At 60.8% G+C, this 25092-nt stretch carries 25 protein-coding genes and 1 pseudogene; 12 read left to right on the top strand and 14 right to left on the bottom strand.

Annotation, left to right across the window (positions count from 1 at the left end; translation table 11 throughout):
- The first annotated feature begins 70 nt into the window (after positions 1-70).
- Positions 71-523 carry a cupin domain-containing protein gene (locus tag DJ564_RS18535; protein ID WP_109632210.1) on the top strand — a complete coding sequence of 151 codons (453 nt, stop codon included), beginning with the start codon at positions 71-73 and terminating at the stop codon, positions 521-523.
- Between the two features lie 50 nt (positions 524-573).
- Here the strand turns inward: DJ564_RS18535 and DJ564_RS18530 are convergent, their stop codons facing one another.
- Together DJ564_RS18530 and DJ564_RS18520 are read right to left on the bottom strand one after the other, a co-directional pair.
- The gene (locus DJ564_RS18530; protein ID WP_109632208.1) at positions 574-1701 is read right to left on the bottom strand and encodes a P1 family peptidase; all 1128 of its coding nucleotides are present in this window, start codon (positions 1699-1701) and stop codon (positions 574-576) included.
- A gap of 162 nt (positions 1702-1863) precedes the next feature.
- On the bottom strand, positions 1864-2967 hold the full coding sequence (locus DJ564_RS18520) for an extracellular solute-binding protein (protein WP_109632204.1): 1104 nt from the start codon (positions 2965-2967) through the stop codon (positions 1864-1866).
- Positions 2968-3078: 111 nt separating this feature from the next.
- On the opposite strand from DJ564_RS18520, the gene DJ564_RS18515 reads away from it, so the two are divergent.
- Positions 3079-3852: a helix-turn-helix transcriptional regulator gene (locus DJ564_RS18515; RefSeq protein ID WP_109632202.1), complete on the top strand. Its 774-nt coding sequence runs from the start codon at positions 3079-3081 to the stop codon at positions 3850-3852.
- A 141-nt stretch (positions 3853-3993) separates the two neighbouring features.
- On the opposite strand, the gene DJ564_RS18510 is transcribed toward DJ564_RS18515, so the two are convergent.
- Both DJ564_RS18510 and DJ564_RS18505 read right to left on the bottom strand, forming a co-directional pair.
- A complete protein-coding gene (locus DJ564_RS18510; RefSeq protein ID WP_109632200.1) occupies positions 3994-4935 on the bottom strand; it encodes a class I SAM-dependent methyltransferase in 942 nt (313 codons plus the stop codon).
- Positions 4936-5068: 133 nt separating this feature from the next.
- Positions 5069-5509 (bottom strand): hypothetical protein, encoded by a 441-nt coding sequence (locus tag DJ564_RS18505; protein ID WP_162556221.1) that lies wholly within the window; start codon positions 5507-5509, stop codon positions 5069-5071.
- A 200-nt stretch (positions 5510-5709) separates the two neighbouring features.
- Between DJ564_RS18505 and DJ564_RS18500 the strand changes: the two genes are divergently transcribed.
- Together DJ564_RS18500 and DJ564_RS18495 are read left to right on the top strand one after the other, a co-directional pair.
- On the top strand, positions 5710-6117 hold the full coding sequence (locus DJ564_RS18500; RefSeq protein ID WP_109632197.1) for a response regulator: 408 nt from the start codon (positions 5710-5712) through the stop codon (positions 6115-6117).
- Between the two features lie 47 nt (positions 6118-6164).
- On the top strand, positions 6165-6833 hold the full coding sequence (locus tag DJ564_RS18495; RefSeq protein ID WP_109632195.1) for an HAD-IA family hydrolase: 669 nt from the start codon (positions 6165-6167) through the stop codon (positions 6831-6833).
- 105 nt (positions 6834-6938) lie between these two features.
- Here DJ564_RS18495 and DJ564_RS18490 read toward each other — a convergent pair whose 3' ends face one another.
- Positions 6939-7598, bottom strand: a complete 660-nt coding sequence (locus DJ564_RS18490; protein WP_109636092.1) for an isoprenylcysteine carboxylmethyltransferase family protein — start codon at positions 7596-7598, stop codon at positions 6939-6941.
- A gap of 155 nt (positions 7599-7753) precedes the next feature.
- Between DJ564_RS18490 and DJ564_RS32055 the strand changes: the two genes are divergently transcribed.
- Positions 7754-7891, top strand: coding sequence for a hypothetical protein (locus DJ564_RS32055; protein ID WP_162556220.1), 138 nt, complete (start codon positions 7754-7756; stop codon positions 7889-7891).
- A 57-nt stretch (positions 7892-7948) separates the two neighbouring features.
- Here DJ564_RS32055 and DJ564_RS18485 read toward each other — a convergent pair whose 3' ends face one another.
- The gene (locus tag DJ564_RS18485; protein WP_109632192.1) at positions 7949-8896 is read right to left on the bottom strand and encodes a GlxA family transcriptional regulator; all 948 of its coding nucleotides are present in this window, start codon (positions 8894-8896) and stop codon (positions 7949-7951) included.
- 125 nt (positions 8897-9021) lie between these two features.
- Between DJ564_RS18485 and DJ564_RS18480 the strand changes: the two genes are divergently transcribed.
- Positions 9022-9813, top strand: coding sequence for an SDR family oxidoreductase (locus DJ564_RS18480; RefSeq protein ID WP_109632190.1), 792 nt, complete (start codon positions 9022-9024; stop codon positions 9811-9813).
- A 104-nt stretch (positions 9814-9917) separates the two neighbouring features.
- Positions 9918-10838 carry a pyridoxal-phosphate dependent enzyme gene (locus tag DJ564_RS18475; protein ID WP_109632188.1) on the top strand — a complete coding sequence of 307 codons (921 nt, stop codon included), beginning with the start codon at positions 9918-9920 and terminating at the stop codon, positions 10836-10838.
- A 60-nt stretch (positions 10839-10898) separates the two neighbouring features.
- On the opposite strand, the gene DJ564_RS18470 is transcribed toward DJ564_RS18475, so the two are convergent.
- From DJ564_RS18470 to DJ564_RS18455, 4 genes are all read right to left on the bottom strand, one after another.
- A complete protein-coding gene (locus DJ564_RS18470) occupies positions 10899-11216 on the bottom strand; it encodes a DUF2388 domain-containing protein (protein ID WP_109632186.1) in 318 nt (105 codons plus the stop codon).
- Positions 11217-11333: 117 nt separating this feature from the next.
- Positions 11334-11684: a RidA family protein gene (locus DJ564_RS18465; RefSeq protein WP_109632184.1), complete on the bottom strand. Its 351-nt coding sequence runs from the start codon at positions 11682-11684 to the stop codon at positions 11334-11336.
- A gap of 27 nt (positions 11685-11711) precedes the next feature.
- The gene (locus tag DJ564_RS18460) at positions 11712-12956 is read right to left on the bottom strand and encodes an FAD-binding oxidoreductase (protein WP_109632181.1); all 1245 of its coding nucleotides are present in this window, start codon (positions 12954-12956) and stop codon (positions 11712-11714) included.
- Positions 12957-12960: 4 nt separating this feature from the next.
- Positions 12961-14379: a PLP-dependent aminotransferase family protein gene (locus DJ564_RS18455; protein WP_109632179.1), complete on the bottom strand. Its 1419-nt coding sequence runs from the start codon at positions 14377-14379 to the stop codon at positions 12961-12963.
- 347 nt (positions 14380-14726) lie between these two features.
- Between DJ564_RS18455 and DJ564_RS18450 the strand changes: the two genes are divergently transcribed.
- From DJ564_RS18450 to DJ564_RS18430, 5 genes are all read left to right on the top strand, one after another.
- Positions 14727-16160 carry an amino acid permease gene (locus DJ564_RS18450; RefSeq protein ID WP_109632177.1) on the top strand — a complete coding sequence of 478 codons (1434 nt, stop codon included), beginning with the start codon at positions 14727-14729 and terminating at the stop codon, positions 16158-16160.
- A gap of 83 nt (positions 16161-16243) precedes the next feature.
- Complete coding sequence (locus DJ564_RS18445) at positions 16244-17209, top strand: transporter substrate-binding domain-containing protein (protein ID WP_109632175.1); 966 nt, start codon at positions 16244-16246, stop codon at positions 17207-17209.
- Between the two features lie 16 nt (positions 17210-17225).
- On the top strand, positions 17226-18002 hold the full coding sequence (locus tag DJ564_RS18440) for an amino acid ABC transporter ATP-binding protein (protein ID WP_109632173.1): 777 nt from the start codon (positions 17226-17228) through the stop codon (positions 18000-18002).
- 3 nt (positions 18003-18005) lie between these two features.
- The gene (locus DJ564_RS18435) at positions 18006-18686 is read left to right on the top strand and encodes an amino acid ABC transporter permease (protein ID WP_109632171.1); all 681 of its coding nucleotides are present in this window, start codon (positions 18006-18008) and stop codon (positions 18684-18686) included.
- A gap of 1 nt (position 18687) precedes the next feature.
- Positions 18688-19335 (top strand): amino acid ABC transporter permease, encoded by a 648-nt coding sequence (locus DJ564_RS18430; protein WP_109632169.1) that lies wholly within the window; start codon positions 18688-18690, stop codon positions 19333-19335.
- A 52-nt stretch (positions 19336-19387) separates the two neighbouring features.
- Here the strand turns inward: DJ564_RS18430 and DJ564_RS18425 are convergent, their stop codons facing one another.
- The 4 genes and pseudogenes from DJ564_RS18425 to mgtA form a co-directional block, all read right to left on the bottom strand.
- Positions 19388-20158, bottom strand: coding sequence for a hypothetical protein (locus DJ564_RS18425; protein ID WP_109636090.1), 771 nt, complete (start codon positions 20156-20158; stop codon positions 19388-19390).
- A 12-nt stretch (positions 20159-20170) separates the two neighbouring features.
- Positions 20171-20401, bottom strand: a pseudogene (locus DJ564_RS18420) (DUF2493 domain-containing protein); the annotation flags it as partial.
- Positions 20389-22044, bottom strand: a complete 1656-nt coding sequence (locus DJ564_RS18415; RefSeq protein WP_109632167.1) for a Na/Pi cotransporter family protein — start codon at positions 22042-22044, stop codon at positions 20389-20391. The pseudogene DJ564_RS18420 and the gene DJ564_RS18415, both read right to left, overlap by 13 nt.
- A gap of 171 nt (positions 22045-22215) precedes the next feature.
- A complete protein-coding gene (gene mgtA / locus DJ564_RS18410) occupies positions 22216-24936 on the bottom strand; it encodes a magnesium-translocating P-type ATPase (RefSeq protein WP_109632165.1) in 2721 nt (906 codons plus the stop codon).
- Positions 24937-25092: the final 156 nt, after the last annotated feature.

Below are 25092 nucleotides of genomic sequence, written 5' to 3'. Positions count from 1 at the left end.
GACACTTGCGCGATACACCGCGACCTCGTAATGAAGCCACCGCAACCGCGGCATTCATTGGAGAATTGCGATGTCCCGTATCACATCCCGTCACACCGCAGGCCTGCTCGGCATCGCCCTGGCTGCCGCTGTATCACTCAACGCCTTCGCGGCTGAAGAAGCAAAAGCGCCCGCGCAAGCCACTCCGGCAAAAAGCTGGCAGACCGGCCTTCATCGCACGGACCTGGTGCGCCAGGACCTCGACATTTCCAAGGGTGAGGTCATTCAGGTTCGTGTCGATTTCGATCCGGGCGTCGTATCCCCCAAGCATTCGCACCCTGGCGTCGAAGTCGCCTACGTGATCTCGGGCACGTTTGAGTATCAACTAGAAGGACGGGCGCCAGTGACGCTCAAAGCCGGCGACTCCTTGTACATCCCCGCAGGCACCGTGCATGTTGCGAAGAACGTCGGTGACGGCAAAGCCTCGGAGCTGGCGACCTACCTCGTGAAAAAAGACACACCGCTGCTGATCCTTAAAGACTAATCGATAGCCGCCCGATGCACTGCATCGGGCGGCCTCGTTAAATCGAGTCTTCAGATCCCGCCTGTTTCCCCTGGCCAACCGGCCTGACGCAATGCCTTGAGCAGTGTTTTTGCGTCCAGACCCGGCACAGTGTGGCCGTTACCTTCAGTTGTTTCAGCGGCCAGCACGGCGTTGATGATCGCTTCCTCCACCGCCTCAGTCGCGGCCAAAAACAACTCGCTGATGTGGTCGTTGTTGACCATGCGCAGGTTGTCGCAGGTGGGCGCACCTTTCCCTTCGTAAGCGGCGGGTGGCACGTGTTGGTTGCCGGTGGCGAATGCGATGAAAATGTCGCCGCTGTGGTCTTCGTTGCCGCCGCCGGTACGGGCGAGCCCGAGGCTGGCGCGTTGTGCGAGGCGCGTGCATTGATGCGGCAGCAGCGGTGCATCGGTGGCCAGGCACACGACGATCGAGCCCATGCCCGGATAGGGCAGCGATGCCCTGAGGAACGGTGAGTCTGCCTGTTCCATATAACGCCCGACCGGATAACCATCGACGCGCAGCTCATTGCGAATGCCATGGTTGGCCTGGACGATCGCACCGACGGTCCAGCCTCCCTGCGCCCTGCTCAATTGCCGCGAAGACGTACCGATGCCCCCCTTGAATTCGTGACAGATCATCCCGCTGCCACCACCCACTGCGCCTTCCGTCACCGGTCCGCCGATGGCATTGCGCTGGGCCTCGGCCACATGCTCGGGCTTCACATGAAAACCGTTGATGTCGCTGAGCAGGCCGTCGAAGGTCTCCAGCACCACCGGCATGTTCCAGTAAAGTCGTCCGTCATCGGGCTGAGCCTCGCGATCCAAAGCAATCAGCGCATCCCGCACCACGCCCAGGCTGTGGGTGTTGGTGAAGGCGATCGGGCTGGTCAGCAATCCGGCTTCACGAATCCACTCAAGCCCCGTGGCGTCGCCGTTGCCGTTGAGCACATGGACGCCGGCAAAACACGGTTGCTGGTTGGTCGATCCGGCACGCGGTTCGATCAGGGTCACGCCGGTGTAGATGTCGCGCCCATTGGCGGTCCGTCCACGCACATCACTGTGGCCGACGCGCACGCCGGGAACATCGGTGATGGCGTTGAGGGGGCCGGGTTGCAGTTGGCCGAACTGGATATTCAAATCGCGGGCACGTGGTTTCATCGTTTCTCTCATCTTCAATTCGTGGCAGAAAAATGGGGGGACTATCCGGCAGGTACGAAACCTGTGGGAGCGGGCTTGCTCGCGAAAACTGAGTGTCAGTCGACATCTTCTTGGCCTGATACTCCGCCTTCGCGAGCAAGCCCGCTCCCACAGGGGGGCGCATTACTGCCCGTTCTTCACCTTGCTCCAGATCCGCGTGCGCACTCGCTCGGTGGCCGGCGGCAACGGCTGCAAGGTGAACAACGTGGCCATCGCTTCAGCTGACGGATAGACCGCCGGGTTGTTGCGGGTCGCTTCGGCCACCAGCGGTGTCGCGCTGCGGTTGCCGTTGGGGTACGACAGGTGATCGCTGACCGGGGCTATGACGTCGGGGCGCATCAGGTAGTCGATGAAGGCCAGGCCTTGCTCCGGATGCGGTGCGTCCTTGAGCAGCACCAGCGTATCGAACCAGACCGGTGCACCTTCCTTCGGCAGGCTGTAGGCTATCTTCACGCCGTTCCTGGCCTGCTCGGCATTGGTCTTGGCTTCGAGCATCGCGCCGGACCAGCCCACCGCCACGCAGATGTTGCCGTTGGCCAGGTCGCTGATGAACTTCGAGGAGTTGAAGTAGGCGATGTGCGGACGCAGCTTGAGCAACAGCGCTTCGGCCTTTTTGTAGTCTTCGGGGTTGGTGCTGTTGGGTGGCAAGCCCAGGTAGTGCAGGGCGACCGGCAACATCTCCGAGGGCGAGTCGAGCATCGCCACGCCGCACTGGCCGAGCTTGGCCAGGTTCTCTTCGTTGAACACCAGGTCCCAGGAATCCACCGGCGCCTTGTCGCCCAGCGCGGCGCGAACCTTGTCGATGTTGTAGCCGATGCCGTTGGTGCCCCACAGGTATGGCACGGCGTACAGGTTGCCCGGGTCGTTGTTGGCCAGTTTCGCCAGCAGCTCGGTGTCCATGTTCTTGAAGTCTGGAAGCTGCGCGCGGGGCAGTGGTGCCAGGGCGCCGGCCTTGATCAGGGTCGGCAGGCTGAAGTTGCTCGCCACCACCACGTCGTATCCGCTACGGCTGGTCAGCAATTTGCCTTCCAGTACTTCGGCACTGTCGAAGGTGTCGTAGACCGGCTCGATACCGGTGTCGCGCTTGAAGTCGTGCAGGGTGGTGGGGCCGATGTAGTCATACCAGTTGTAGACATGAACCGTGGGCCCCTCGGCAGCCACCGCCGACAGCGAAACGCACAAACATGCGCTCAGTCCAAGATTGATCTGTTGACGGCGACGACTCATGATGCGGCACTCCTGGCCTGCTGCAGGCCGGTGATGAACAGGTGCTTGCAGCGTATCGGCAGGCGGGGGACACACCCATTCCCATCATGGGTTACTCGAAAGGGGTAGTGCGTGGACGCGTTGTTGAAAGAGTTGCCGGTGCACCAGGGGCTGGCGCGGGTATTTGGCGGGTTGGGCCAGGACGGTTTCTGGCGCGCGCTGGTCGACACGCTGCGGCTGCTGGTGCCGCTGGACAACGCGTTGGTGGCCGTAATGCGAGCGGGACGAGTGCCGCGTTTGCTGATCGATTTCGACTCTAAAGGTAGTGAAACCGAACACGAAGAACTGGCGCACTACAGCGCTGGCATGTACCTGCTCGATCCCTTTTACCAGGCGGCTTGTGCCAGCATCGCCGATGGCTTGCACAGCCTCGACTCGGTGGCCCCCGACCAGTTTCAACAGAGCGAGTACTACCTGAGTTACTTCCGTTCGGTGGTGGGCGCAGACGAGTTGCAATTCATGGTCAACATCGACGGCGCCGTGCTCGGTTTATCGCTGGGGCGCTCGACGCGTTTTACCCTCGAAGAGCAGGGGCGTTTGCTGTGTGTGCGGGATTGGGTGCTGTCGGCAATGCGCCGGCATTCGCAGTTGATGCCGCCGCAAGGCACCACTGCCGAGGCCGTGGCCGGCGATCTGGCAACCCTGCTGGATCGCTTCGACGCGCGATTGTCCGTACGCGAAGTCGAAACGGCTCGACTGATTCTCCAGGGCTTCTCAAGCAAAGCCATCGCCCAGCAAATGGGCATCTCCCCGGAGACGGTGAAAGTGCATCGGCGCAATCTCTATCACAAGCTCAACGTGAACGGTCACGGCGAGCTGTTTGCGCTGGTGTTGCAGCCGCGTTGATCCGAGGCCGCCCACCGATCTTGGGTCCGCTACAGATCCCTGTGGGAGCGGGCTTGCCCGCGATGGCAGTGTAATTGACGAAATCAATGTTGGATCTGACGGCCTCATCGCGGGCAAGCCCGCTCCCACAGTGAACAGCACTTAGCTCCCGAGTTTGAACACCAACGCCTTCAACCCGCACTCAACATCGGCATCCGCAAACTCTGGCGGATTCTCCAGCCGCCGCTCAAACCGCAACCCCGGCGCTTCACGCATCACACCGTCGATCAGGAAGTCCGCCCCGAACGCCGGGTCGTTCATGCACGCCAGCACCGTACCCTCGGGGCTGAGCAACTCCGGCAGCCGACGCAACACCCGCTGGTAATCCTTGGTCAGCAGAAAACTGCCTTTCTGAAAGGATGGCGGGTCGATGATCACCAGGTCATAAGGCCCTTTGCCGATCACCTTGCCCCAGGACTTGAACAAGTCATGGCCGAGAAAACTCACCTTGCTCATGTCGTGGCCATTGAGCCGATGGTTGTCGCGACCACGGTTCAGGGCCGGGCTGGACATGTCCAGGTTGACCACGTGCTCGGCGCCACCCTCGATGGCGGCGACCGAAAAGCCGCAGGTGTAGGCGAACAGATTCAACACGCGCTTGCCTGCTGCATTGGCCTTTACCCAGTCGCGACCGTAGCGCATGTCGAGGAACAACCCTGTGTTCTGCTTGCGGCCCAGGTCCACCCGATAACGCAGGCCACCCTCGGTGATGATCAATTCCTCGATCGCTTCCCCAAGCAGCCATTCGGTGGTGCTTTGCAGCAGGTAGCGGTGTTGCAGCAACAGGGTGTGCGCCCCTGATTGTTGCCACTGCGCCGATTCAGTGACCGTCATCAGCAACCGCTTCAATGCTTCCAGCTGCGCCGCTTCAGGCTCCTTGAACAGCGACACCAGCACCACCCCTTGCAGCCAGTCGACGGTCAATTGCTCCAGCCCGGGCCAGCACCGGCCCCGACCATGGAACAGCCGGCGGGTTTCCGCGGGGGCATCGGCCAGGGCGGTCAGCAAATGGTCGTGAAGGGTGGAGAGAGCGTCAGCGTTCATCGGGCAGGAGCCAGCAGTTTGAGGGGGCGGCATTTTAACCACAATTGAGCTGATGGAGGGTTTCGAGGCGGCAAACGATTCAGTGGGTTTTTTAGTGCCCGCGTCAAAAGTGGTCGTCGTTTTGCATCTTCAGTCACCCCCATTTTTTAAGCTGAGCGTGACAGTCATCGGTCAATGAACCCATGTGTTCCTTGACTTCATCCCAGCCAATCATGTCCAGAGCATGGCGCGCGCCAACCCGCATTGCCTGCCATTCTTCCTGGGTGAACCGTTCGCCTTCGCGGTACAGCAGCGCAGCATCACTCAAGTGATAGTAGCGAGCTTGCAAGGCTTCCAGTCCCTGACGTAATTCGGGCGTCAGCGGCCCTGCGTAATCCCGAAGAAAAGCGTCGATATACTGGGTGACATCATCGTCAAAACTACACTCGAGACAGCAACTGATCTCACGCTCCTGTGCCGCCGCCTCAAGGGCTAAAAACTCCAGTGCCGAGCAAAGTTCACCGACAAGGATGATGCATCGGTACTCATCCTGGCCGTACCAGGTCCAGATGTTTGAAGCGATTTTTTCGGACATGGACAACGAGTCTGCCAATTAAGAAGGCGCAAATCTAACATGCGCTCATTCTTTGTAGGCGCCGACCTGATTCTGCAGGACGCCTGATTTCGTCACCTTCCTGTATCAAAAATGAATTTCTGCCGAGTCCGCTGCTCATACCTGTAGGCCGCGGATTTGAGCCCGCGAAATCATTTATGCGATCAGGGAGTGGCAAAGTCATGTGTCCAATACCGACGGCGGGCGAGCAACTTCCTGGCGGGTTGATTCTGGTGGTTGAAGATGACCCGCTGATACTGGAATTTCTCTGTGAAATTCTTCAGGACGAAGGCTTTGTCGTTCACCCACAGGTCAGCGCGGATGCCGCATCGGAATACCTGGAACAACACGCCAACGAGGTCGGTCTGTTGCTCACGGACATCACCATGCCCGGCAAGCTCAACGGTGCGGACTTGGCCAATCAGTTCGGCGATCGCTGGCCCGAAAAGCCGATCATGATCATGTCCGGTTTTGAAACCCCCGAATCCTCCGGGGTGCGACATGCGGTGTCGTTCATCAAGAAACCCTGGGCGTTGGGGCAACTGCTGGATTGTGTCACGGGGGCCCTCAAGTCGCGAAAGCTTCTGTAGGTCGTGTACATTGACGGACCTGCCTGACACACGAAGGAAGCTCATCCTTGTCTGCACACGAATCCGTTTTTAGTACGCCGTATCGCGCGTTCCTGTTCGATATGGACGGCACTGTCCTCAACTCCATCGCCGCCGCCGAGCGGATCTGGACCACCTGGGCCCTGCGCCACGGCGTGGATGTCGAGTCCTTCCTGCCGACCATTCACGGCGCCCGCGCCATCGACACCATCAACCGTCTGGCGTTGCCTGGGGTGGATGCCGAGGCAGAAGCCAACTGGATTACCCAAGCGGAAATCGAAGACGTGGAAGGAATTGTCGAGGTGTCCGGCGCGGCGAACTTCCTCAGGTCTTTGCCAGTCAGGCAATGGGCGATCGTCACCTCTGCACCGAAGGCGCTGGCGTTGCGGCGGATGGCGGCAGCCGGGATTCCTGAGCCTGATGTCATGATCACGGCCGAAGATGTCAGTGCCGGAAAACCGGATCCTGCGGGCTACCGACTGGCGGCTCAACGGCTGGAAGTCGAGGTGACTGACTGTCTGATCTTTGAAGATGCCGCCGTGGGCATTCTTGCGGCGGAGGCGGCAGGGGCGGATCTTGTGATCATCACCTCGACTCATGACCATCCGATTCAGACGGTGCATGCGACATTGGCCAGCTATGACTCCGTTGCGGCGCAAGTGGCTCCCGATAACCATATCCGCCTGCACCCACTCTAATGTGGGAGTGAGCCTGCTCGCGATAGCGGTCTTTCAGTCAAACAGATGCTGGATGTGCCGACGCTATCGCGAGCAGGCTCGCTCCCACATTGGGACTGTGCAGGGTCAATAAATCCCGGGGATCAACCGCCAACTCCGGGCGCAATAAGCCTCATATTCATTCCCGAACTGCGCCTTCAATAACGCCTCTTCCGAATGAATCCGCGCAATCAGCGGAATTACCGTCAGCGCCGCAAGCAACAGCCCGACCCCCGAGCGAAACGCCAGCGCCCAGCCCACGGCGATGACCAACATCCCCAGGTAACTGGGGTTGCGCAAGCGGCGGTAAATCCCTTCGGTCACCAGACTGTGCCCCGGCTGAATCGCCACCAACCCGCTAAACCGCTTACCCAGCACAAACACCGGCCACAGCCGTAGCGCGCCGCCGAGAATGAACAGTAATGCCCCCACCCAGCGCACGCCTTCACCGCCGAAGGTCCAGAAGTCGATGCGGTCGGTGTAGGCCGGCAGGTACCCGCTCAACAGTCCTATGACGCCGAATGCCGGCAGCACCCAGCGGTTGGCCCGGTCCTCACGTTCCCCTGGGCTCAGATTAACCTCGGTGAACAACGAGGCAACGACCATTACCAAGGTGGCGATAACAACGACCACCAGCGGCGCATGGGTGAAGAACGCCGCAAACCCGCCCAAACCCCACACCGCGAGACCGAGGTAGGCGAGGGTGGAGACGATGGCGAAAAACGCCAGCCTGGCCGAGATTTTCATGGGCACCCATTCCCGCTTTGCACCGATGTCTTCAGTGTAGATGTTCATGCCGATTCGCCGGTTTGGGCTGGCGTCAGGAAACGTTTCGGTCAGGCAAAAGCAGAGGTGCATGGACCGTTTGAATCGGGTCTGCGAGAAAACCCTGGAAGGGGCTGGTGATTCCGATTCACTGGGATGATTTTTTCGAGCCGCTCGACGAGGGGTCGCCCCCGATGCCTGCGTGGATGGACCCCTTCGAGGTGGCGATGCAAAGGTTGATGCCGCTGGCCCAGGCCGATGGCGTGGCCCTGTGATTAATGCCGCTGTATAAAACGGTCGACCTGCGAGCAGCGCTTCCCCCGCGCTGACGCTCACGCCGTCATCTGCAACCTGGCATTACGCCGAATGACCTGCGGCGGTTGGCCGAACGCCCGGAGGAAGGCTTCGCGCATGCGGCGGCGGTCGGTGAAGCCGGCCTCGGCGGCGATCTGGTCGAGGGTCAGCCGTCCGCGCTCGAGCATTTGCCGCGCCGCCTCCAGGCGCAGATTTTCGATGGCCTTGGCCGGGGACTGCCCGGTCTCGGCGCGGAAGGTGCGGCTGAATTGTCGTGGGCTGAGACGTGCCACTTCCGCCAGTTGCTCCACCGATAACGCCGATGTCAGGTGTTCCCGGGCGTAGCCGAGGACGGTCTGAATGCGGTCGGATTTGGGCTCCAGTTCCAGCAAGGCCGAATGCTGCGACTGACCACCCGCGCGGCGCTGGTACATCACCAGTTTCTGCGCCACCGAACGGGCCAGGTCAGCGCCATGATCCTTTTCAACCATCGCCAGCGCCAGGTCGATGCCCGCGGTCATGCCAGCGGAGGTCCAGATGGAACCGTCGATCACGTAGATTCGGTCCTCTTCCACCTTGATCGATGGAAAGCGTGCTTGCAGATCCCGCGCATACGCCCAATGCGTGGTGGCGCGCCGTCCGTCTAGCAGACCGGCCTGCGCCAGCACGAACGCCCCCGAACAGATCGACGCCGTGCGCCGTGCGGTTTTTACGCTGTCGCGCAAGTACGCCAACACACCCTCGGGCGCCTGCTCGAGAATCGAATCGCCGCCGACCACGATTACGGTGTCGAACGCCCGCTCATCAAACGCCTGGGTACCGACGCTCAAACCGCCGGAAGCCCGCAGGGAACGGCCATCTTCGGAGATCACGCTGACCTCATAAAGCGCTTCACCGGCGCTGAAGTTGGCGTACTCGAACACCGGCATGGCCGCCAGCGCCATGGACTGGAACCCCTCGAAAACCACAAACGCCACGGAAGTCATGATGAAGCCCTCGAAAAGCCAGTGTCCGAAAAACGTATTTTAAACGTCATTTGAGACGAGCGGGAGTCAATTTATAACGGTTCACACCCGGCGACCTTATCGCCTCACTGTGAAGGAAATTGAACATGGCTCTCTCATCCAAAGGCACCGCACTGATCACTGGCGCTTCTTCGGGCATTGGCGCGGTCTACGCCGACCGTCTCGCCCGGCAGGGTTACGACCTGATTTTGGTCGCCCGCAGCCACGGCAAACTCAACGCCCTGGCCAACCACTTGAGCAACGAAACCGGCCGCGCCGTGGAAGTGGTCGCCGCCGACCTCAAAGACAAGGCCGACCTGCTGCGGGTGGAAAGCATTCTGCGCAACGATGCGAGCATCACCTTGCTGGTCAACAATGCCGGTGTTGGCGGTGTGATGCCGTTGCTTGGAAGCCCGGTGGACGCCATGGAGGACATGATCACCCTCAACGTCACTGCGCTGATGCGTCTTTCTTATGCCGTGGTGCCTGGCTTCGTTGCACGGGGCGCCGGCACCGTGATCAACATTTCCTCCATCGTCGCCATCGCTCCGGAAATCCTCAATGGCGTTTATGGCGGGAGCAAGGCGTTTGTGCTGAGCCTGAGCCAATCGATGCACCACGAACTGGCCGACAAAGGCATTCGCGTCCAGGCGGTGTTGCCCGGCGCCACCGCCACCGACTTCTGGAGCGAGGCGGGCAACCCGGTGGAGAACCTGCCGCAAGAGATCGTGATGTCCGCCGAGGACATGGTCGATGCCGCGCTGGTCGGGTTGGCGCAAGGGGAAGTGGTGACCATCCCGGGGCTGCACGAGGTCGAAAAATGGGACGCTTACGAGGCTCAGCGCCAAGTGCTGTCCGGTTCGTTTGGTCACTCATCGGCGGCCCCGCGCTACCGGTAAGTCCATAACCCCAGGGGGCAGGGTGAACTAAGCTTGGATAAGGACTGTTCACCACCGGCTTGGCGAAAACCTCGACAAGCCGGTGCTGCCCAAGGGAGCACACAATGCTTCACATCAGAACGCCCTTGATTCTGCACCCAGGCCTGTCAACGCCGACCCGGCGCATCTGGCTCAAGCTGGAAAACCTGCAACCCAGCGGCTCGTTCAAATTGCGTGGCATGGGCCTTCTGTGCAGTCAGGCAAAGGCGCAGGGCAAGCGCAAAGTCGTGTGTCCTTCCGGTGGCAACGCCGGTTTTGCCACCGCCATGGCCGCCGCTGCCCTCGGGCTCAAAGCCTGCATTGTCGTGCCGCACACCACCCCGGAAACCACCCGCGCCAGGATCAGGAAAACCGGCGCTGAGGTGATCGTTCACGGCAAAGTCTGGGACGAGGCCAATCAACGGGCCAAAGAGCTTTCACAGGATGCGGATACCGAATACGTGCCAGCCTTCGATCATCCCGTGTTGTGGGAAGGGCACAGCACCCTGATCGATGAAGTGCTTGAGGATTGTCCTCAGGTCGATGCGATGGTGACGTCGGTGGGCGGCGGAGGATTGCTGGCGGGCCTGCTGACTGGATTGATCCGACACAACCGCATGGATTGCCGGATCATTACGTGCGAAACCCAAGGCGCGGCGTCCTTCGCTGCGGCTATCGAGGCTGGACATCCCGTCAGGTTGGCGCGCATCGACACCGTCGCGACATCGCTGGGCGCTGCAAAAGTGGCGGCATGGCCGGTGCAGCACCTCCTCGATTTTCCTTACGAATGTGTGGTGCTTAGTGATGACGAGGCGATCATGGGTGTTGTGCGTTACGCAAACGACCTGCGCCAGTTGGTCGAACCGGCGTGCGGTGTTTCATTGGCAGTGGCGTACCTGGACCATCCGGCGATCGCCGCAGCCCATGACGTGGTGATTGTGGTGTGTGGCGGGGTCAGCATCAGCGCGCAGTTGGTGGCCGGGTGGGCACGTTTGCCCGCGGGGTGAAGCAAGGCAGGGCTGCACACTCTCCGGCTGTCGCGAGCCCCACCGTTAATTTTTAAACCTTCATTGGCCGGCAGCAACGCCTTCCCGGATCAGGATGGCTCTAGCCAGTTCTTCGTCGCTGGCTTTGAGTCCGGGATTTTCCTGGCGAATCTGGTTCAACACCGACTCCAGGTACACACCGCGAATCGTACCGCCACTGGCAACGAAGCTGGAGGCGTCATCGCGGGCGGGAATCGCCAGTTTGTGGTCCTTGAACGTCGAGTACAGCGATGCGGAAACCCCCGCAGAGGTGGCGACATCGCCTGCGTCCACTTTGGCGAAGGCCGAACCGAAGGGCAAACACAACATGAATGAAGAAATGATAATCAGACGGCGCATAGCAATGTCCTCTGAAGCGTGAAGCAAAAAGGGAGTACCTCACATTTAGGATGCTTGGCGCACGTCAGGAGTTCCCTGTGGGTGCGTTATACGTTTGCGGCCACCCCCCTGAAAAACTCAGCCCTTCGCCGCACAGACAATGATTTCCACCAACAACCGCGGATCCGCCAGTTTCGCCTCACCACAGGCGCGGGCCGGTGCGTGGCCTGCGGGTATCCAGGCATCCCACACCGCGTTCATCGCTTTGAAATCCGCCATGTCAGCCAGCCAAATCGTGGTTTGCAGCAGCTGTTTTCTGGACGACCCGGCTTCTTCGAGCAAGGCGTCGATCCGCGCCAGCGCGTCACGGGCCTGATCGGCGACGTCATGATCGGGGTCGCCGACTTGCCCGGCCAGGTACACGGTCTTGCCGTGGATGACAATCTGGCTCATGCGCGGGTTTGTGTGTATACGCTCGATGGTTTGCATCAACTGCTCTCCTGTAAAGGGCGCCACTCAGAAGCGTTGCACTGAAAAACTGTCCAGCCAGGACGGGGCTTTGCCGGCGATGCAGTCGGCGACCAACTGCCCGGTTGCCCCGGCGAGCGTCAGGCCCAGGTGTTGGTGGCCGAAGGCGTAGATCATTCGCGGTTCGTTGGGTGACGGACCAATGACTGGCAACGAGTCTGGCAGGGAAGGACGGAACCCGAGCCACCTGCGGGCGACTGGTTCTGTCAGGCCCATGACACGCCGTACATGCCGCTCCAGATACTCGAAACGCTGCGGATTGGCCGGGTCGTTGATGGAGCCGAGCTCCACCGTGCCCGCCACCCTCAAACGACCGGCCATGGGCGTCATATAGAACGCGCTTTCTACCGGGCAGCAGGGGCGGTTGAGCAGCGTGTCTTGCAGATCGAATTCGATGTGATAGCCACGTTCGGTATCCAGGGGAATGTGATCCCCGACCTGGCGTGCCAGCGCTGCCGACCATGCGCCGCCGCACAGGACAACCCTGTCCGCGCGCCAGGTCTTGCCCTCGCTGCTGAGCAGATGCAAGCCATCGCTTTGGCGTTGCACGCCGGTGATCGTTGCCTGTTGCAGCGCGCCTTCGGCGATCAAGGGCGCGGCCAAGGCTTCGATAAAGGCCCGCGGATCGTCCATGTGCGACGACTCCGGGAACAGAATGCCGGCCACTGCTTTGCCAGCCAACGCGGGTTCAAGCTGTTCGACATCCGCAGCGTTCAGCACCTGTTGCGCAATGCCCAGGGAGCGGCGCAACTCGATGGCCGCCTGGGCGCCGGCAAATCCTTGCTCGGTGCCGTAGGCATAGAGGCAACCGCTGTGGCGCAAATGCTGCTCGGCCTGCGGGGAGTCGGCGAGCAACGGCGCATAGCCGCTGTAGGTGTGCTGGAGGATTTTTGTCAGCGCCAGGGTGTTCGCTTCGCAACGCGACGTCCGGCATTCATTGAGAAACCGCAGCAGCCAAGGCATCAGCCGGGGCAGACGCGCCCAGTTGATGACGAAGGGCGATTCCTTCGAAAACAGCAGCGACGGAATCGCTTTCAGCAACGCTGGCTGGGCAATCGGCATCACGCCATACGGCGCGAGGGTGCCAGCATTGCCGTATGACGCCCCTGAAGCAATGGCATCGCGCTCCAGCAACACCACCTGATAACCCTGGCGACGCAGCCAGAGTGCGGTGGCAACTCCGACAACGCCTGCGCCGATAACGGCAATTTCGCAATGAACGGGCTGTGTCATGTCCTCAGATCCGGTTGTGCATGTAGAGATGACCCTGGCGCGCCAATTGGCTGATGACGTTCAAGGCGTTGATCAGCTGCTCCCGTGACAGGGCCGCCGAGATGTTGATGCGCACCGCTTGCGGCGACAGTTCCGGACGCAGGGTGAAGGCGCCACCGGCGAGCAGCACCACGCCGCGGTCCTGGCACAGGCGAGCGAAACGCGAACCGGTCCAGGGTTCCGGCAACACCAACCAGGCGTGGGTGCCTGTAGCGCTGTGCTGAAATTCCAGGCCTTCAAGATGCGTGGCCAGCAGCGCTTGGCGCATACGTAACTCTTCGCGCTGTTCCGAGACCAGTTGGTCGGCATGCCCGTCCTCGATCAGCCGGGTGGCAATCAGCGCGGTCAGCGGCGATGTGCTCCAGCAGTCGATGCGCTGCATGGCGGCGATGTCTTGCACCAATGGCGCCGGGGCCATGACAAAGCCCATGCGCAACCCCGGCGCGATGCATTTGGACAGGGCCGAAATATAAATCGTGCGCTCCGGCATCAGCGCGGCGAAGCCCGGGGGCGATTGGTCCAGCAGCGGCCGGTACACATCGTCCTCAATGACCAGCAGGTTGGTTTGCCGGATCACTGCGGCCAGTTCTTCGCGGCGTTTGGCGTCGAGGGTGATGGCGGTCGGGTTGTGGATCGAGGGCACCAGAAACAACAGGCGTGGCTGATGTTCAGCGCAGGCCTGACGTAGTGCTTCGGGCGACATCCCGCGCGCATCGGCATCGACGCCGACCAGGATCAGACCCAGAGAACGGCACAAGGCATTGATGCCTTGATAGGTCACGCTGTCGGCCAGCACGGTGTCGCCGCTGTTGGTCAGGCTGCGCAAGGTATTGGCGATACCGTGCTGCGCGCCCTCGACGATCAGCATCTGCGAAGCCTGGGCCTCGACGCCGGTATGGCGTAGCCATTGCGCCGCCGCTTCACGAGCCCAAAGCGGACCTTCCGACGGGTGATAGTCCTTCATGTCGCCAAAGCGGGGGTCGCTGGAAAGACGCGGCAGCAACTGCGCCAGCACCCGATTGAAACCATCGGTGGCGGGGCGGTTGACGCTCAGATCGACGGTGCCTGGGTCATTGCTCGGTGCCGACTGAAACTGCGCAGCCGGATGCCGCGGCTGCGCGACTTGGGTGCCACGGCCCGGACGGCTTTCCACCAGGCCTTTTTGCTGCAACACCGCCATGGCTTTGGTCACCGTGGTGATGTTCACCCCCAGCGCACTGGCGAACTCGCGATGAGGCGGCAGACGCTCGCCCGGTTTGAGCTTGCCGTTGGCAATCGCTTCGGCCAGTGAATCGGCCAACTGGGCGTAAAGGGTTTCTGCCTTGTCGCGTTGCAACGCGGCGCTGGCTTTCAGTTCATCCAGCAATTGTTCGAATTGACTCATGGTGCTTTTCCCTGCTTGTCATGCTTGTAGCAAGACAATAAGCAAATTTGTATTGCTTTTTATCCGATACAAAGCCCATTGACAAGCTAAAAAACCGTGATTAGTGTGTGAGTTGTAATGCTTGTCATGCAACACAATAAGAAAATGGCTGCCATGCTCAGCCCAACGGGTACGCACATGACTCTCGAAACGTTCCAGCCAGGCTTGTCCATGGCTTCCCGGCAGCACCGACTCTTGGGCTCGATCGCGAGCGGCACAGAGTATCCGGTGTGTTGTCCCCCTCGTGCAAAGTCTTCGATGAAATTATCCGGTCGATCGACCCCAGACCATGAAGCGGAGGTCATCCAATGAACAACGCCCAGCCCACCGATACAAAACCCGGCCAACAACGCCTCAGCGGGGCGCTGCGTCAGCGCCATATCACGATGATTTCCCTCGGTGGAATCATCGGCGCCGGCCTGTTTGTCGGCAGCAGTGCAACCATCCAGGCCATTGGCCCGGCAGCTTTCCTCAGTTATCTCGCTGCTGGCATCGTGGTGATGCTGGTAATGCGCATGCTCGGTGAAATGGCGGTGGCCTTGCCCGGTGTCGGTTCCTTTACCGAGTACGCCCGCATCGGCCTGGGCAATTGGGTCGGCTTCACCAGTGGCTGGTTGTACTGGTACTTCTGGGTGATTGTGGTGGCGGTGGAAGCGGTAGTCGGGGCTAACATCCTTCAGCAATGGATACCGCTGCCGGCATGGATGATCGGCCTGAGCCTGTTGGCGATCATGACCGCCATCAACTGCCTGTCCGTGAAGTCCTACGGCGAGTTCGAATATTGGTTCGCGTCATTAAAGGTGTTCGCGATCATCGTCTTCATCTTTGTACTCGGCGCCTATCTGTTTGGTTTTGCCCCAAGCACCCGCGACCTGTTGGGCAATCTGGTGAATGACCGCGGCTTCATGCCTTACGGCGTGAGCGCGATTCTTGCCGGTGTGCCGACAGTGATCTTCGCCGTGGGCGGTGCGGAAATCGCGACCATCGCCGCCGCTGAGTCCGATGATCCGTCGAAGAACGTGGCCAACATGACCCGCTCAGTGATCTTCAGGGTCATCACCTTTTATGTCGGCTCGATCTTCCTGATTGTCTGCGTGGTGCCGTGGGGGCAGATCGTGGCCGGCCATTCACCGTTCGTGGCGGCACTTGAAGTCATGCGCATTCCCGGTGCCGCGATGATCATGCAAGCGGTGGTGCTGGTGGCCGTGCTTTCTGCGCTGAACTCCGGGTTGTATGTGTCTTCGCGGATTCTGTTCGGCCTCAGTCAGCGCGGTGATGCTCCGGCGCAACTATCGACCCTCACCGGACGCAAAGTGCCAAGGGCGGCGGTGCTGCTCAGCAGCGTGATCGGCTACATCGCGATCATGGCGGCGATCATTTCCCCCGAAGGAGTGTTCCTGTTTCTGGTCAACGCCTCCGGTGCGGTGATGCTGTTTGTGTACCTGGCCGTGGCGCTTGCGCAGATCAAGGTTCGCCGTCAGGTAGAGGCCACGGCGCCGGCCCGGCTGACCCTCAAGATGTGGCTGTTCCCATGGCTGTCCTATGCTGTGGTAGCAGTGATAGCGGGTGTTTTGGTCGCCATGGCCTTTCAAGAATCCTTGCGCACGCAGTTCCTGGCCAGCCTCGTCAGTCTCGGCGTGGTCTGCGCTGCCTATCTGGTGCTCAAGCGCCGTCGCCAGCAGCTCGGCAAGCCCCACGTCAACGCCATCGACATCCTGGCGGGGTTGCCGACGCGGTCATAGAACACAGGGAAATCCAGCCACGGACGGCGATTGAGTTGTAAGGCTTGTACCGGTCAAAACAACAATTTGCCCATAGGTGATCTATGTCCGACTTCAAGTTTGATACCCAAGGTATTTCCCGACGCGGCCTTCTCAAAGCCACCGGCTACGGTTCGTTAGCTGCATTGGCCGCAAGCGCAATGGGCCCGATGTCCTTTGCCTTCGCGTCCGGGCAACCGATCAAAACCGTACGCCCCGGCTACCTGACCGCCGCCTGCCTGGGCGACATGCCCTTGGGCGCACTGCGCGACGGCGTTCCGGTCGGCACCGATCTGGAACTGCTGAAGATCATTGCCGACCGCCTCGAACTCAAGCTCGATGTGCTGACCATGGGTTTCCCGGCCGTGGTAGAAGCAGTGAGATCCGGGCGCGCCGACTGGTTCGGTGGCAACTTCGCCTGGAACCCGATGCGCTCCAAGATCCTGCTGTTGACCGACCCGGTGTTCTACACCGGTGCCTACGTGATCATGCGCGACAGCGAGCCGTTCGATACCGCCATCACCGTCAACGACGTGAAGGGCCGCACCATCGGTGCCATCACCGGCTATTTCACCATCCCGGACATGAAGAAAATCGAGGGGGTGAAGGAGGTCAAACTCTACGACAACACCGACTCCTGCCTGCGTGACGTGCGCGCCGGGCGCCTGGATTTCGCAGTGCTGGATGCCCCGACCATCGACTACATGATCCTTCAAGACCCAAGCCTCAAGCTCAAACAGATCCCGATGTCCTACGATGAAAATTTCCCCAGCCTGACCGCCAAGTTCGAAGCGATCTGGGGCGTCCATCCGCAGCACCAGGACTTGTTCGACGGCATCAATCAGGGCCTGCGCTGGCTCAAAGCCACGGATCAGATCAAACCGGTCCTCGCCAAATACGGGATCAAGAACCCCGATTACCTCGTGCCTCCGACCAAGAACCCGCGCATCGGCGTCGACCGCGACGAGCAAGGCAATCTCATCGGGCCGTTCAAGCATCAACCGCGGGATTTCAGTCAGGCCTTTGCCTGAGTCGAGGACATAGCTCATGGCTGAATCAACCCCACTGGTGCGCATCGAAGGGCTCTATAAGTCCTTCGGCAGCCTGGACGTTCTCAAAGGCATCGACCTCAGCGTGCAGCAGGGTCAGAAGATCTCGCTCATCGGCCCCAGCGGGTCGGGCAAGACCACCTTGCTGCGCTGCGTCAATTACCTGGAAGAGCCGACCAAAGGCGACATTTACATCGATAACGAACTGATCGGCCAGCGTCTGGTGGGCACCCGCAAAGTGCCCATGAGCGACAAGGAACTGGCCCGCATGCGGACCGAGATCGGCATGGTGTTCCAGCGCTTCAACCTGTTTCCGCACCTTTCGGTGCTGGACAACATCATCCTCGGGCCGCTCAAGGTGCAACAACGCAGCCGCGCCGAAGCCGTGGAACTGGCCGAGGACCTGCTGAACAAGGTCGGTATGTTCGCCAAACGTGACGTGTTTCCGGAACAGCTCTCGGGCGGGCAACAGCAACGCATCGCCATCGCCCGGGCGCTGGCGATGCAACCCAAGCTGATGTTGTTCGATGAGGCCACTTCGGCGCTGGACCCGGAGCTGGTGGGGGAAGTGCTGACCGTCATGCGCAAGCTGGCAGAGGAGGGCATGACGATGATTATCGTGACCCACGAAATGCACTTTGCGGAAAGCGTCTCCGACCAGGTGATCTTCATGGCCGACGGCAACATCGTCGAACAGGGCCCACCGCGGCAGATTTTCCGCGAGAGCCAGGTCGAACGCACCCGCTCCTTCATCCGTGCCGTGCAGGAGCATTGATCGATGTTCGATTCCATTGCCCTGAACAAAGCCATCGACATGCTCCCGTACTTTTTGAATGTGCTGGGCATCGGTGCATTGACGACTGTCGGGCTCACGGCTGCCGCGTTTGTGGTGGCGACGTTGCTGGGGTTTTGCCTGGCGTTGATGCGTCTTTCCCGCAGTCGCGTGCTGAGCCTGGTTGCCAGCGTGTACCTGGAGATTTTTCGCAACGTACCGATCCTCACCCAGCTGTTCATTCTGTACTTCGGGCTGACCTATATCGGCATTACATTACCGGCCATCGGCGCGGCGATTATCGGCTTCGGGCTGAACGGTGCGGCGATCCTGTCGGAGGTGTTCCGTTCGAGCATTCGCACGATCGATCGCGGGCAAAGCGAGGCGGCATTTTCCATCGGCATGACCCGCTCCCTGGCGATGCGCATCATCGTGTTGCCCCAAGCGTTCAAGGTGGCGATTCCGGGGATGGCCAACTTCGCCATCGGGTTACTCAAGGACACCTCGCTCGCCTCGGCGGCGGCGGTGCCGGAGCTGACGTTCAAGGCGCGGATGCTGGTCAGCGAAACCTACCAGACCAACCTGATTTATTTCCTGCTGGCGACCATCTACCTGCTGTTGAGCCTGATGCTTTCCCACTGGGCGGCGCGCACCGAACGCCGTCTCAAAGTCGTCAAGGAGCATTGATATGGGCTATGGCGAATTGTGGGAAGCAACCCATGTCGAATTGCTGGCCGCAGCCTGGGCCACCCTCCAGTTGGCGTTTGGGGCGTTGGTCATCGGCTTGGTCGTCGGTTTATTAGTGGCATTGGCACGACTGTCGCGCAGCCGGCCATTGCGCCGCGCGGCGCTGATCTACATCGAAGTGTTTCGCGGCACCCCGGCGTTGGTGCAGCTGTTCATCGTCTATTTCAGCCTGACCGAAATCGGCGTTCAGTTCAGTTCGTTTCAAGCGGCGATGATCGGACTGGGATTGAACGCGGCGGCCTACCTGTCGGAGATTTACCGCTCGGGGCTGGAGGCAGTGCCCAAGGGGCAGGTGGAAGCGGCGAAGGCGATTGGCATGCCTCATCTCAAGGTATTGCGCTGGGTCGTGTTGCCCCAGGCCATTCGTATCGTGCTGGCGCCGATCGGCAACGTCGCGATCTCGCTGCTGAAAGACACTTCGGTGGCCTCGCTGATCGCGGCACCCGACCTGATGCTGCGCGCGCAGGACTTGAGTTCCGTGTACTTCATGCCGCTGGAGATCTACATCCTCGTCGGCGCGATTTATTTTGCGCTGTGTTATCCGCTGTCACTCGGCGTACGTTTGCTGGAGCGCAAGACGAGGCACTGAAATACTACGCCTGGAGCGCATGACCCGCTCCAGGTGTCATCACCGACCACCGTCAAAACCGCAGCGTTGCCCCGGTTGTCAGCCACTGATCACGTTCCCCCGTCAGGTTGCGTCCCACCACCAGATCGACATCGATCCGCTTACCGATATGCAACCTCGGCCCGGCCTGCCACGCCTGTTCGCCGCCTTGTTGGCCATAGCGTTCAGCGATCAGCGTCAGGGAACGGGCCAGGTCGTATTCGACGCCGGTGCCCCAGGTCCAGCGATGATGTTGCTCGCCCTCGTCATAGGCGTGTGTCCAGCCTGCATTGAGGTTCAGGCGCAGGGTTTGCAGCGGTTGGTAGGTGAAAGGCAGGTTCAGGTCGGCGCCATCGAAAGCATGGCCCCGATTGAAGGCAAAGTGCGCTGAACCCGCCAGTGCCAGCTCTAGGCCAAGGTCATCCCGAGAGAATATTTGTGTCTTGAATTGCGGGCTCAACTGCGTTTCCGAGTCCCCGTCATCGCGGCTGTGCTGCACGGCGGCGCCGAGTTGCACGTTGGGCAGGCCCTTGAACGTGCAGTCCTGTGACACCACGCTGTTGCTGGATGAACTGTGCCGACCGTTCTGGTACCAGGCGTCGATGTTGCATTTGCCGGGCGCATTGATTCCGGCGTCATCCACTGCATACGCACCGCCGGCAGCGTTGGCGCTGGAGATAATGCTGAGCAACGCAATCAGGCCCAGGGTGAGGCTGACGAACATCAGATTACGCCGCAGGCGCCGGCCTTGAGCGGCTGGCAGACTGCGCACGAAGGACGCGAATAGACGAGTGGGTTTTTGCATGAGTGTTACCTCGAAGTTTTTTGGAGGGCGTTCAGCCGACTTGCCGTGGCGCTGCCAGTTGGGTGGGTAGCGCACGATGTCGGCGCCGTGTTCTCGGGCCCATTCTTCGATGTCGCCGCCCAGGTATTGATTGCCGCCATGGATCAGCACGCGCACCGGGTGCATACGCTGAAAGGCGTCGAGCACGCGCCGACACAGACGGCTGTCGGTGTAATGGCGACCCGCGCAGATCAAGAGGCGCATGACGGGTTTTCCTTGGTCAGGTCGGTGTTCTCGACCGGTTGTTCACCGGCACGCTCCAACAGTGGGTAGCCCAAGGCGGCGATGTGGTGATGCACGCGGCGGTAGTCACGCAGGACTCGCTGGAAGATGTCGCCGGACTCGGCCCAGGTGTTTTTGTCTTCCTGCAATTTGCGAAAGTGCTCGCGACTGGCGTGCGCTTCGAGCCGTCTGACGGTCTCCTTGCGATGGATCAAGTGGTGCGCGGTGGGAATGTCTTCGCGCAGGAACACGGTGATCGCCAGGCTCAGGCTTTCCAGCAGCGCGTCGTGCAGCGGCGCGATGTTGCCCAGCTCGAAGGCCGAGAATTGTTCGCCACGGCGCAAACGGCGCATGGCCAACTGCGTCAGGCTGCTGGAAAGAATGTCCGCGGCATGTTCGAGGTTGATCACGAACAGCAGGATTTCCTGGGAGCGATCGGCATCGTTGTCACTGATGCCTTCCTTGCCGATGTCTGCCAGATAAGCGCGAATGGCCGCGCCCAGCAGGTCCAGGGATTGATCGATGCGTCGCACTTCATCGGCACAGGCTGGCACCGAGGTGTGGAATAGCTGCACCAACCGGCCGAGCATCGCCGAGAGCATGTCGGCCATGCGCAGGGCTTCGCGGGCCGCGTTGGACAGGCCGATGTTGGCCACTTCCAGACCCGCTTCGTCGAGGTAGTGCGGCATGCCCGGATCGACATCCCGCTCCGGCGCCGGCAGCACATGGGTCAGCCACTTGGCGAGCACATCGGTCAGGCCGATGAACACCAGCGCCAGCAGCAGATTGAACCCCGTGTGCAGTGACACCACCAGCACCGACGGCTCCAGCTTCAGCTCGGCCAGAAGTCCGGCAAATGGCAGCACCACCAGGGCGCCGACCGCCCGCACCAGCAGATTGCCCAGCGGCAAACGTCGGCCGACGCTGGAACCGGCATTGATCACCGAAGGCAGCGCACCGCCAATGTTCACGCCCAGGACCAGCGCGATGAGGGTGGTGGCCGACAACAGGCCGGTGGCGGCCAGCGAGACGATCAGCAACACCACGGCGACGCTGGAATGACACAGCCACGTGAGGATCAGCGCCACCAGCAGCGCAATCAGCAGGTCGCCGTCCAGGCTCTGCATGATCAGCTGGAAGACCGGCGCGCCTTCGACTTCCGCCAGTGTCGAGCCGAGCATGCGCAGGGCCAGCAACATCAGCCCCAGACCGATCAGCGCACAGCCAACGCTTTCGTAGCGTGAGTCATCGCGCAGCCGGAACACCATCAAACCCGCGAGCAACACGATGGGCGTGAGGATTGAAACGTCGACGCTGAGCAGTTGCACCACCAGGGTCGAGCCGATATTGGCGCCGAGCATCACCGCCAGCGCGGGCGCCAGCCCCAGGGTGCCGGCGGCCGTGAACGACGTCGCCATCAGGCTGACGGCGGTGCTGCTTTGCAAGATGCCGGTGATGCCGATGCCCGACAGCAGCGCCATCCAGCGGTTGTTCAGGTTGTGGCCCAGCCACTGGCGCAGCGGCGTGCCGAAGCCGCGCAACAACGCCGAAGAAATCATGTGAGTGCCCCAGAGCAAGAGTGCAATGGCGCCTGCGAGGTTGATCAGTAGAGTAGTTCCCGACATCAGGAGTCTCCCTTTTTCGATAGGGTTAAGCACATTCCCCTGTGGGAGCGAGCCTGCTCGCGATAGCGGTGGATCAGTCGACATCTCTTTTGAATGTCAGTCAGCTATCGCGAGCAGGCTCGCTTCCACAATGGGATTGTGGTGTTCAGGTGATTTGGGTTTGTCAGGCCCTCAGAACCACTGCTTGAAGCGGCGGATGTAGATCGTCTTCATGATCTGCGCGAATACGCAGTAGCTCAGCAGGGTGCCCACCAGCCACGGGAAATACGCCCACGGCAACGGTTGCAGGCCGACCAGCGTGCCCAGTGGCGAGAACGGAATGTAGATACCCAGCGCCATCACCAACCCGGTCATCAGGATCACCGGCAACGCTGCCGTGCTCTGGAAGAACGGAATCTTCTGCGTGCGCAACATGTGCACCACCAGCGTCTGCGACAGCAGCCCTTCGATGAACCAGCCGGACTGGAACAGGCTCTGCATTTCCACGCTGTTGGCGGCGAACACGTACCACATCAGGGCGAAGGTGGTGATGTCGAAGACTGACGAGGTCGGCCCGATCCACAGCATGAAACGGCCAATGTTCTTCGCGTCCCACTTGCGTGGTTTGCGCAGGAATTCCTTATCCATCTTGTCCCACGGCAGCGACAGCTGAGAGATGTCGTACATGAGGTTTTGCAACAGCAGGTGGATCGACAGCATCGGCAGGAACGGAATGAACGCACTGGCCACCAGCACCGAGAACACGTTGCCGAAGTTGGAGCTGGCGGTCATGTTCAGGTACTTCATGATATTGCCGAAGGTCTCGCGGCCCTTGAGCACGCCTTCCTCCAGCACCATCAGGCTCTTCTCCAACAGGATGATGTCGGCCGATTCCTTGGCGATGTCGGTGCCGCTGTCCACCGAAATGCCGACATCGGCATCGCGCAGGGCAGGGGCGTCGTTGATGCCGTCGCCGAGGAAACCCACGGTATGACCGTTGGCCTGCAACGCCTTGAGCACCCGGGATTTTTGCAGCGGCGTCAGCTTGGCGAACACCGTGCGCTCCTCGACCCGCAGCTTGAGGGTGGTGTCGTCCATGTTCTCGATGTCCGGCCCGAGCAGCGGCGTGCCGGGCTCCAGCCCGACTTCGCGGCAGATCTTGCAGGTCACCACGGCGTTGTCGCCGGTCAGCACCTTGACGGTCACGCCCATGTCGCGCAGCGCGGCAATCGCCGGGCCCGCAGTTTCCTTCGGTGGATCGAGGAAAGTCAGGAAGCCACGAATCACCAGCTCGTGTTCATCGGCGGTGGTGTACTGGTTTTTGCTCTGCGCTTTCGGGATTTCGCGGGTGGCGACCAGCAGCACCCGGAAACCGTCTTCGTTGTACTCGTTGGTCAGGGCCAGCAGGTCTTTGCGACGCTGTTCGTCGAGTGCCACCACCGTGCCGTTTTCATGAATGTGGCTGGCGATGGTCAGCATCTCTTCGACCGCACCTTTGCACACCATCAGGTGATCGTCGCGGCTGTCCTTGACGATGATCGACAGGCGCCGACGGACGAAGTCGAACGGCAACTCATCGACTTTGCTGTAGGCAAACGGCATACGAAACTTTGGGTTTTCGTTGGCGAACTGCACCACTGCCTGGTCCATCAGGTTTTTCAGACCGCTCTGGTGATGGCTGTTGAGCCACGCCAGTTCGAGGATCTTGTCGTCGCGCCGGCCGTGGCTGTCGACGTGGTGCTCAAGAATGATCTTGTCCTGGGTCAGGGTGCCGGTCTTGTCGGTGCACAGCACGTCCATCGAGCCGAAGTTCTGGATCGCGTTGAGACGCTTGACCACCACTTTGCGCTTGGCCATGGCCATCGCGCCTTTGGCCAGGTTGGCGCTGACAATCATCGGCAGCATTTCCGGGGTCAAGCCGACCGCGACCGCCAGGGCAAACAGGAACGCGTCGCTCCAGTCACCCTTGGAGAAACCGTTGAGCAGGAACACGATCGGCACCATGACCAGCATGAAGCGGATCAACAACCAGCTGACGCTGTTCACCCCACGGTCGAAGGCCGTTTGCACCCGCGAGCCGACAATGGCTTTGGCCAGCGAGCCAAAATAGGTGCGCGGCCCGGTCGCGACCACCACCGCTTTGGCCGTGCCGCTGACCACGTTGGTGCCCATGAAGCAGATGTTCGGCAGGTCCAGCAGGTTGGATTGATCGGCAGCGGCGCGGCTCGCCGATTTCTGCGCGACGTCGCCCAGGGTGTCGTATTTCTCGACGGGCAAGGCTTCGCCGGTCAGCACCGCCTGGCTGATGAACAGGTCACGGGATTCGATCAGGCGGATGTCCGCCGGGATCATGTCGCCGGCACTGAGCTGGACGATGTCGCCAGCCACCAGTTCGCGCATCGGCACTTCGCGCAGTACCGGGCGGTTGCCGTTTTGTCCGCGCCGCAGCACAGTCGCCGTGGTGCGCACCATCGCTTTCAACGCTTCGGCGGATTTGGCCGAGCGGTATTCCTGCCAGAACCGCAGCAGGCTGCTCAGGGTGACCATGGTCATGATAATGATGACCTTGGTCAGGTCCGCCTCGTCGCCTTCGCCCTGGCTGATCGGCAGCCAGTAATCGGTGAAGAAACTGATGCCGGCCAGGGTCAGCAGGACATAGATGAAGGGATTGTTGAGGGCTTTGAGCAGTTGGACGAGGGCGTGTGGCGGCTTGTCGTGGGCGACTTCGTTGAAGCCTGCACGGGCCAGCCGGCCTTCGGCCTCGAGTTCGGTCAAACCGTCAGGGGTGGCGTTAAGGTTGGCGAGGGTCACGGCCAGGCCGTTTTGTGCTTCCCGGGCGGCGCGCATCGACAGTTTGGCGTTGTCGTTGCTGGCGCCTTTGGCGCGAATATCCGGCGTTTTTACAGTCGTCATGGTGTGTGCTCCTGCCGCCGTCTTGCGGCACGACACACGGTCCACTCATCTATTCATAGGCGAGCGAATGTATGTCGAGTCGCAAACAGGCGATCGATTCGGAAGTGTTGTGTACTTGTGTTTTAACGTTCGCTGCGTATCAATGGAAAGTTGATG

It is taken from the genome of Pseudomonas sp. 31-12 (assembly GCF_003151075.1).
In the GTDB taxonomy this organism is placed as follows: Bacteria; Pseudomonadota; Gammaproteobacteria; order Pseudomonadales; family Pseudomonadaceae; genus Aquipseudomonas.
This window is presented reverse-complemented; position numbering and strand designations above follow the sequence as displayed.

Coding starts and splice junctions, on each gene's coding strand:
- DJ564_RS18445 (WP_109632175.1), top strand. CDS start 16,244: ATGTCCGACTTCAAGTTTGATACCCAAGGTATTTCCCGACGCGGCCTT.
- DJ564_RS18480 (WP_109632190.1), top strand. CDS start 9,022: ATGGCTCTCTCATCCAAAGGCACCGCACTGATCACTGGCGCTTCTTCG.
- DJ564_RS18460 (WP_109632181.1), bottom strand. CDS start 12,956: ATGACACAGCCCGTTCATTGCGAAATTGCCGTTATCGGCGCAGGCGTT.
- DJ564_RS18455 (WP_109632179.1), bottom strand. CDS start 14,379: ATGAGTCAATTCGAACAATTGCTGGATGAACTGAAAGCCAGCGCCGCG.
- DJ564_RS18510 (WP_109632200.1), bottom strand. CDS start 4,935: ATGAACGCTGACGCTCTCTCCACCCTTCACGACCATTTGCTGACCGCC.
- DJ564_RS18535 (WP_109632210.1), top strand. CDS start 71: ATGTCCCGTATCACATCCCGTCACACCGCAGGCCTGCTCGGCATCGCC.
- DJ564_RS18415 (WP_109632167.1), bottom strand. CDS start 22,044: ATGTCGGGAACTACTCTACTGATCAACCTCGCAGGCGCCATTGCACTC.
- DJ564_RS18485 (WP_109632192.1), bottom strand. CDS start 8,896: ATGACTTCCGTGGCGTTTGTGGTTTTCGAGGGGTTCCAGTCCATGGCG.
- DJ564_RS18520 (WP_109632204.1), bottom strand. CDS start 2,967: ATGAGTCGTCGCCGTCAACAGATCAATCTTGGACTGAGCGCATGTTTG.
- DJ564_RS18450 (WP_109632177.1), top strand. CDS start 14,727: ATGAACAACGCCCAGCCCACCGATACAAAACCCGGCCAACAACGCCTC.
- DJ564_RS18470 (WP_109632186.1), bottom strand. CDS start 11,216: ATGCGCCGTCTGATTATCATTTCTTCATTCATGTTGTGTTTGCCCTTC.
- DJ564_RS18465 (WP_109632184.1), bottom strand. CDS start 11,684: ATGCAAACCATCGAGCGTATACACACAAACCCGCGCATGAGCCAGATT.
- DJ564_RS18440 (WP_109632173.1), top strand. CDS start 17,226: ATGGCTGAATCAACCCCACTGGTGCGCATCGAAGGGCTCTATAAGTCC.
- mgtA (WP_109632165.1), bottom strand. CDS start 24,936: ATGACGACTGTAAAAACGCCGGATATTCGCGCCAAAGGCGCCAGCAAC.
- DJ564_RS18490 (WP_109636092.1), bottom strand. CDS start 7,598: ATGAAAATCTCGGCCAGGCTGGCGTTTTTCGCCATCGTCTCCACCCTC.
- DJ564_RS18425 (WP_109636090.1), bottom strand. CDS start 20,158: ATGCAAAAACCCACTCGTCTATTCGCGTCCTTCGTGCGCAGTCTGCCA.
- DJ564_RS18505 (WP_162556221.1), bottom strand. CDS start 5,509: ATGTCCGAAAAAATCGCTTCAAACATCTGGACCTGGTACGGCCAGGAT.
- DJ564_RS18430 (WP_109632169.1), top strand. CDS start 18,688: ATGGGCTATGGCGAATTGTGGGAAGCAACCCATGTCGAATTGCTGGCC.
- DJ564_RS18530 (WP_109632208.1), bottom strand. CDS start 1,701: ATGAAACCACGTGCCCGCGATTTGAATATCCAGTTCGGCCAACTGCAA.
- DJ564_RS18500 (WP_109632197.1), top strand. CDS start 5,710: ATGTGTCCAATACCGACGGCGGGCGAGCAACTTCCTGGCGGGTTGATT.
- DJ564_RS18475 (WP_109632188.1), top strand. CDS start 9,918: ATGCTTCACATCAGAACGCCCTTGATTCTGCACCCAGGCCTGTCAACG.
- DJ564_RS18435 (WP_109632171.1), top strand. CDS start 18,006: ATGTTCGATTCCATTGCCCTGAACAAAGCCATCGACATGCTCCCGTAC.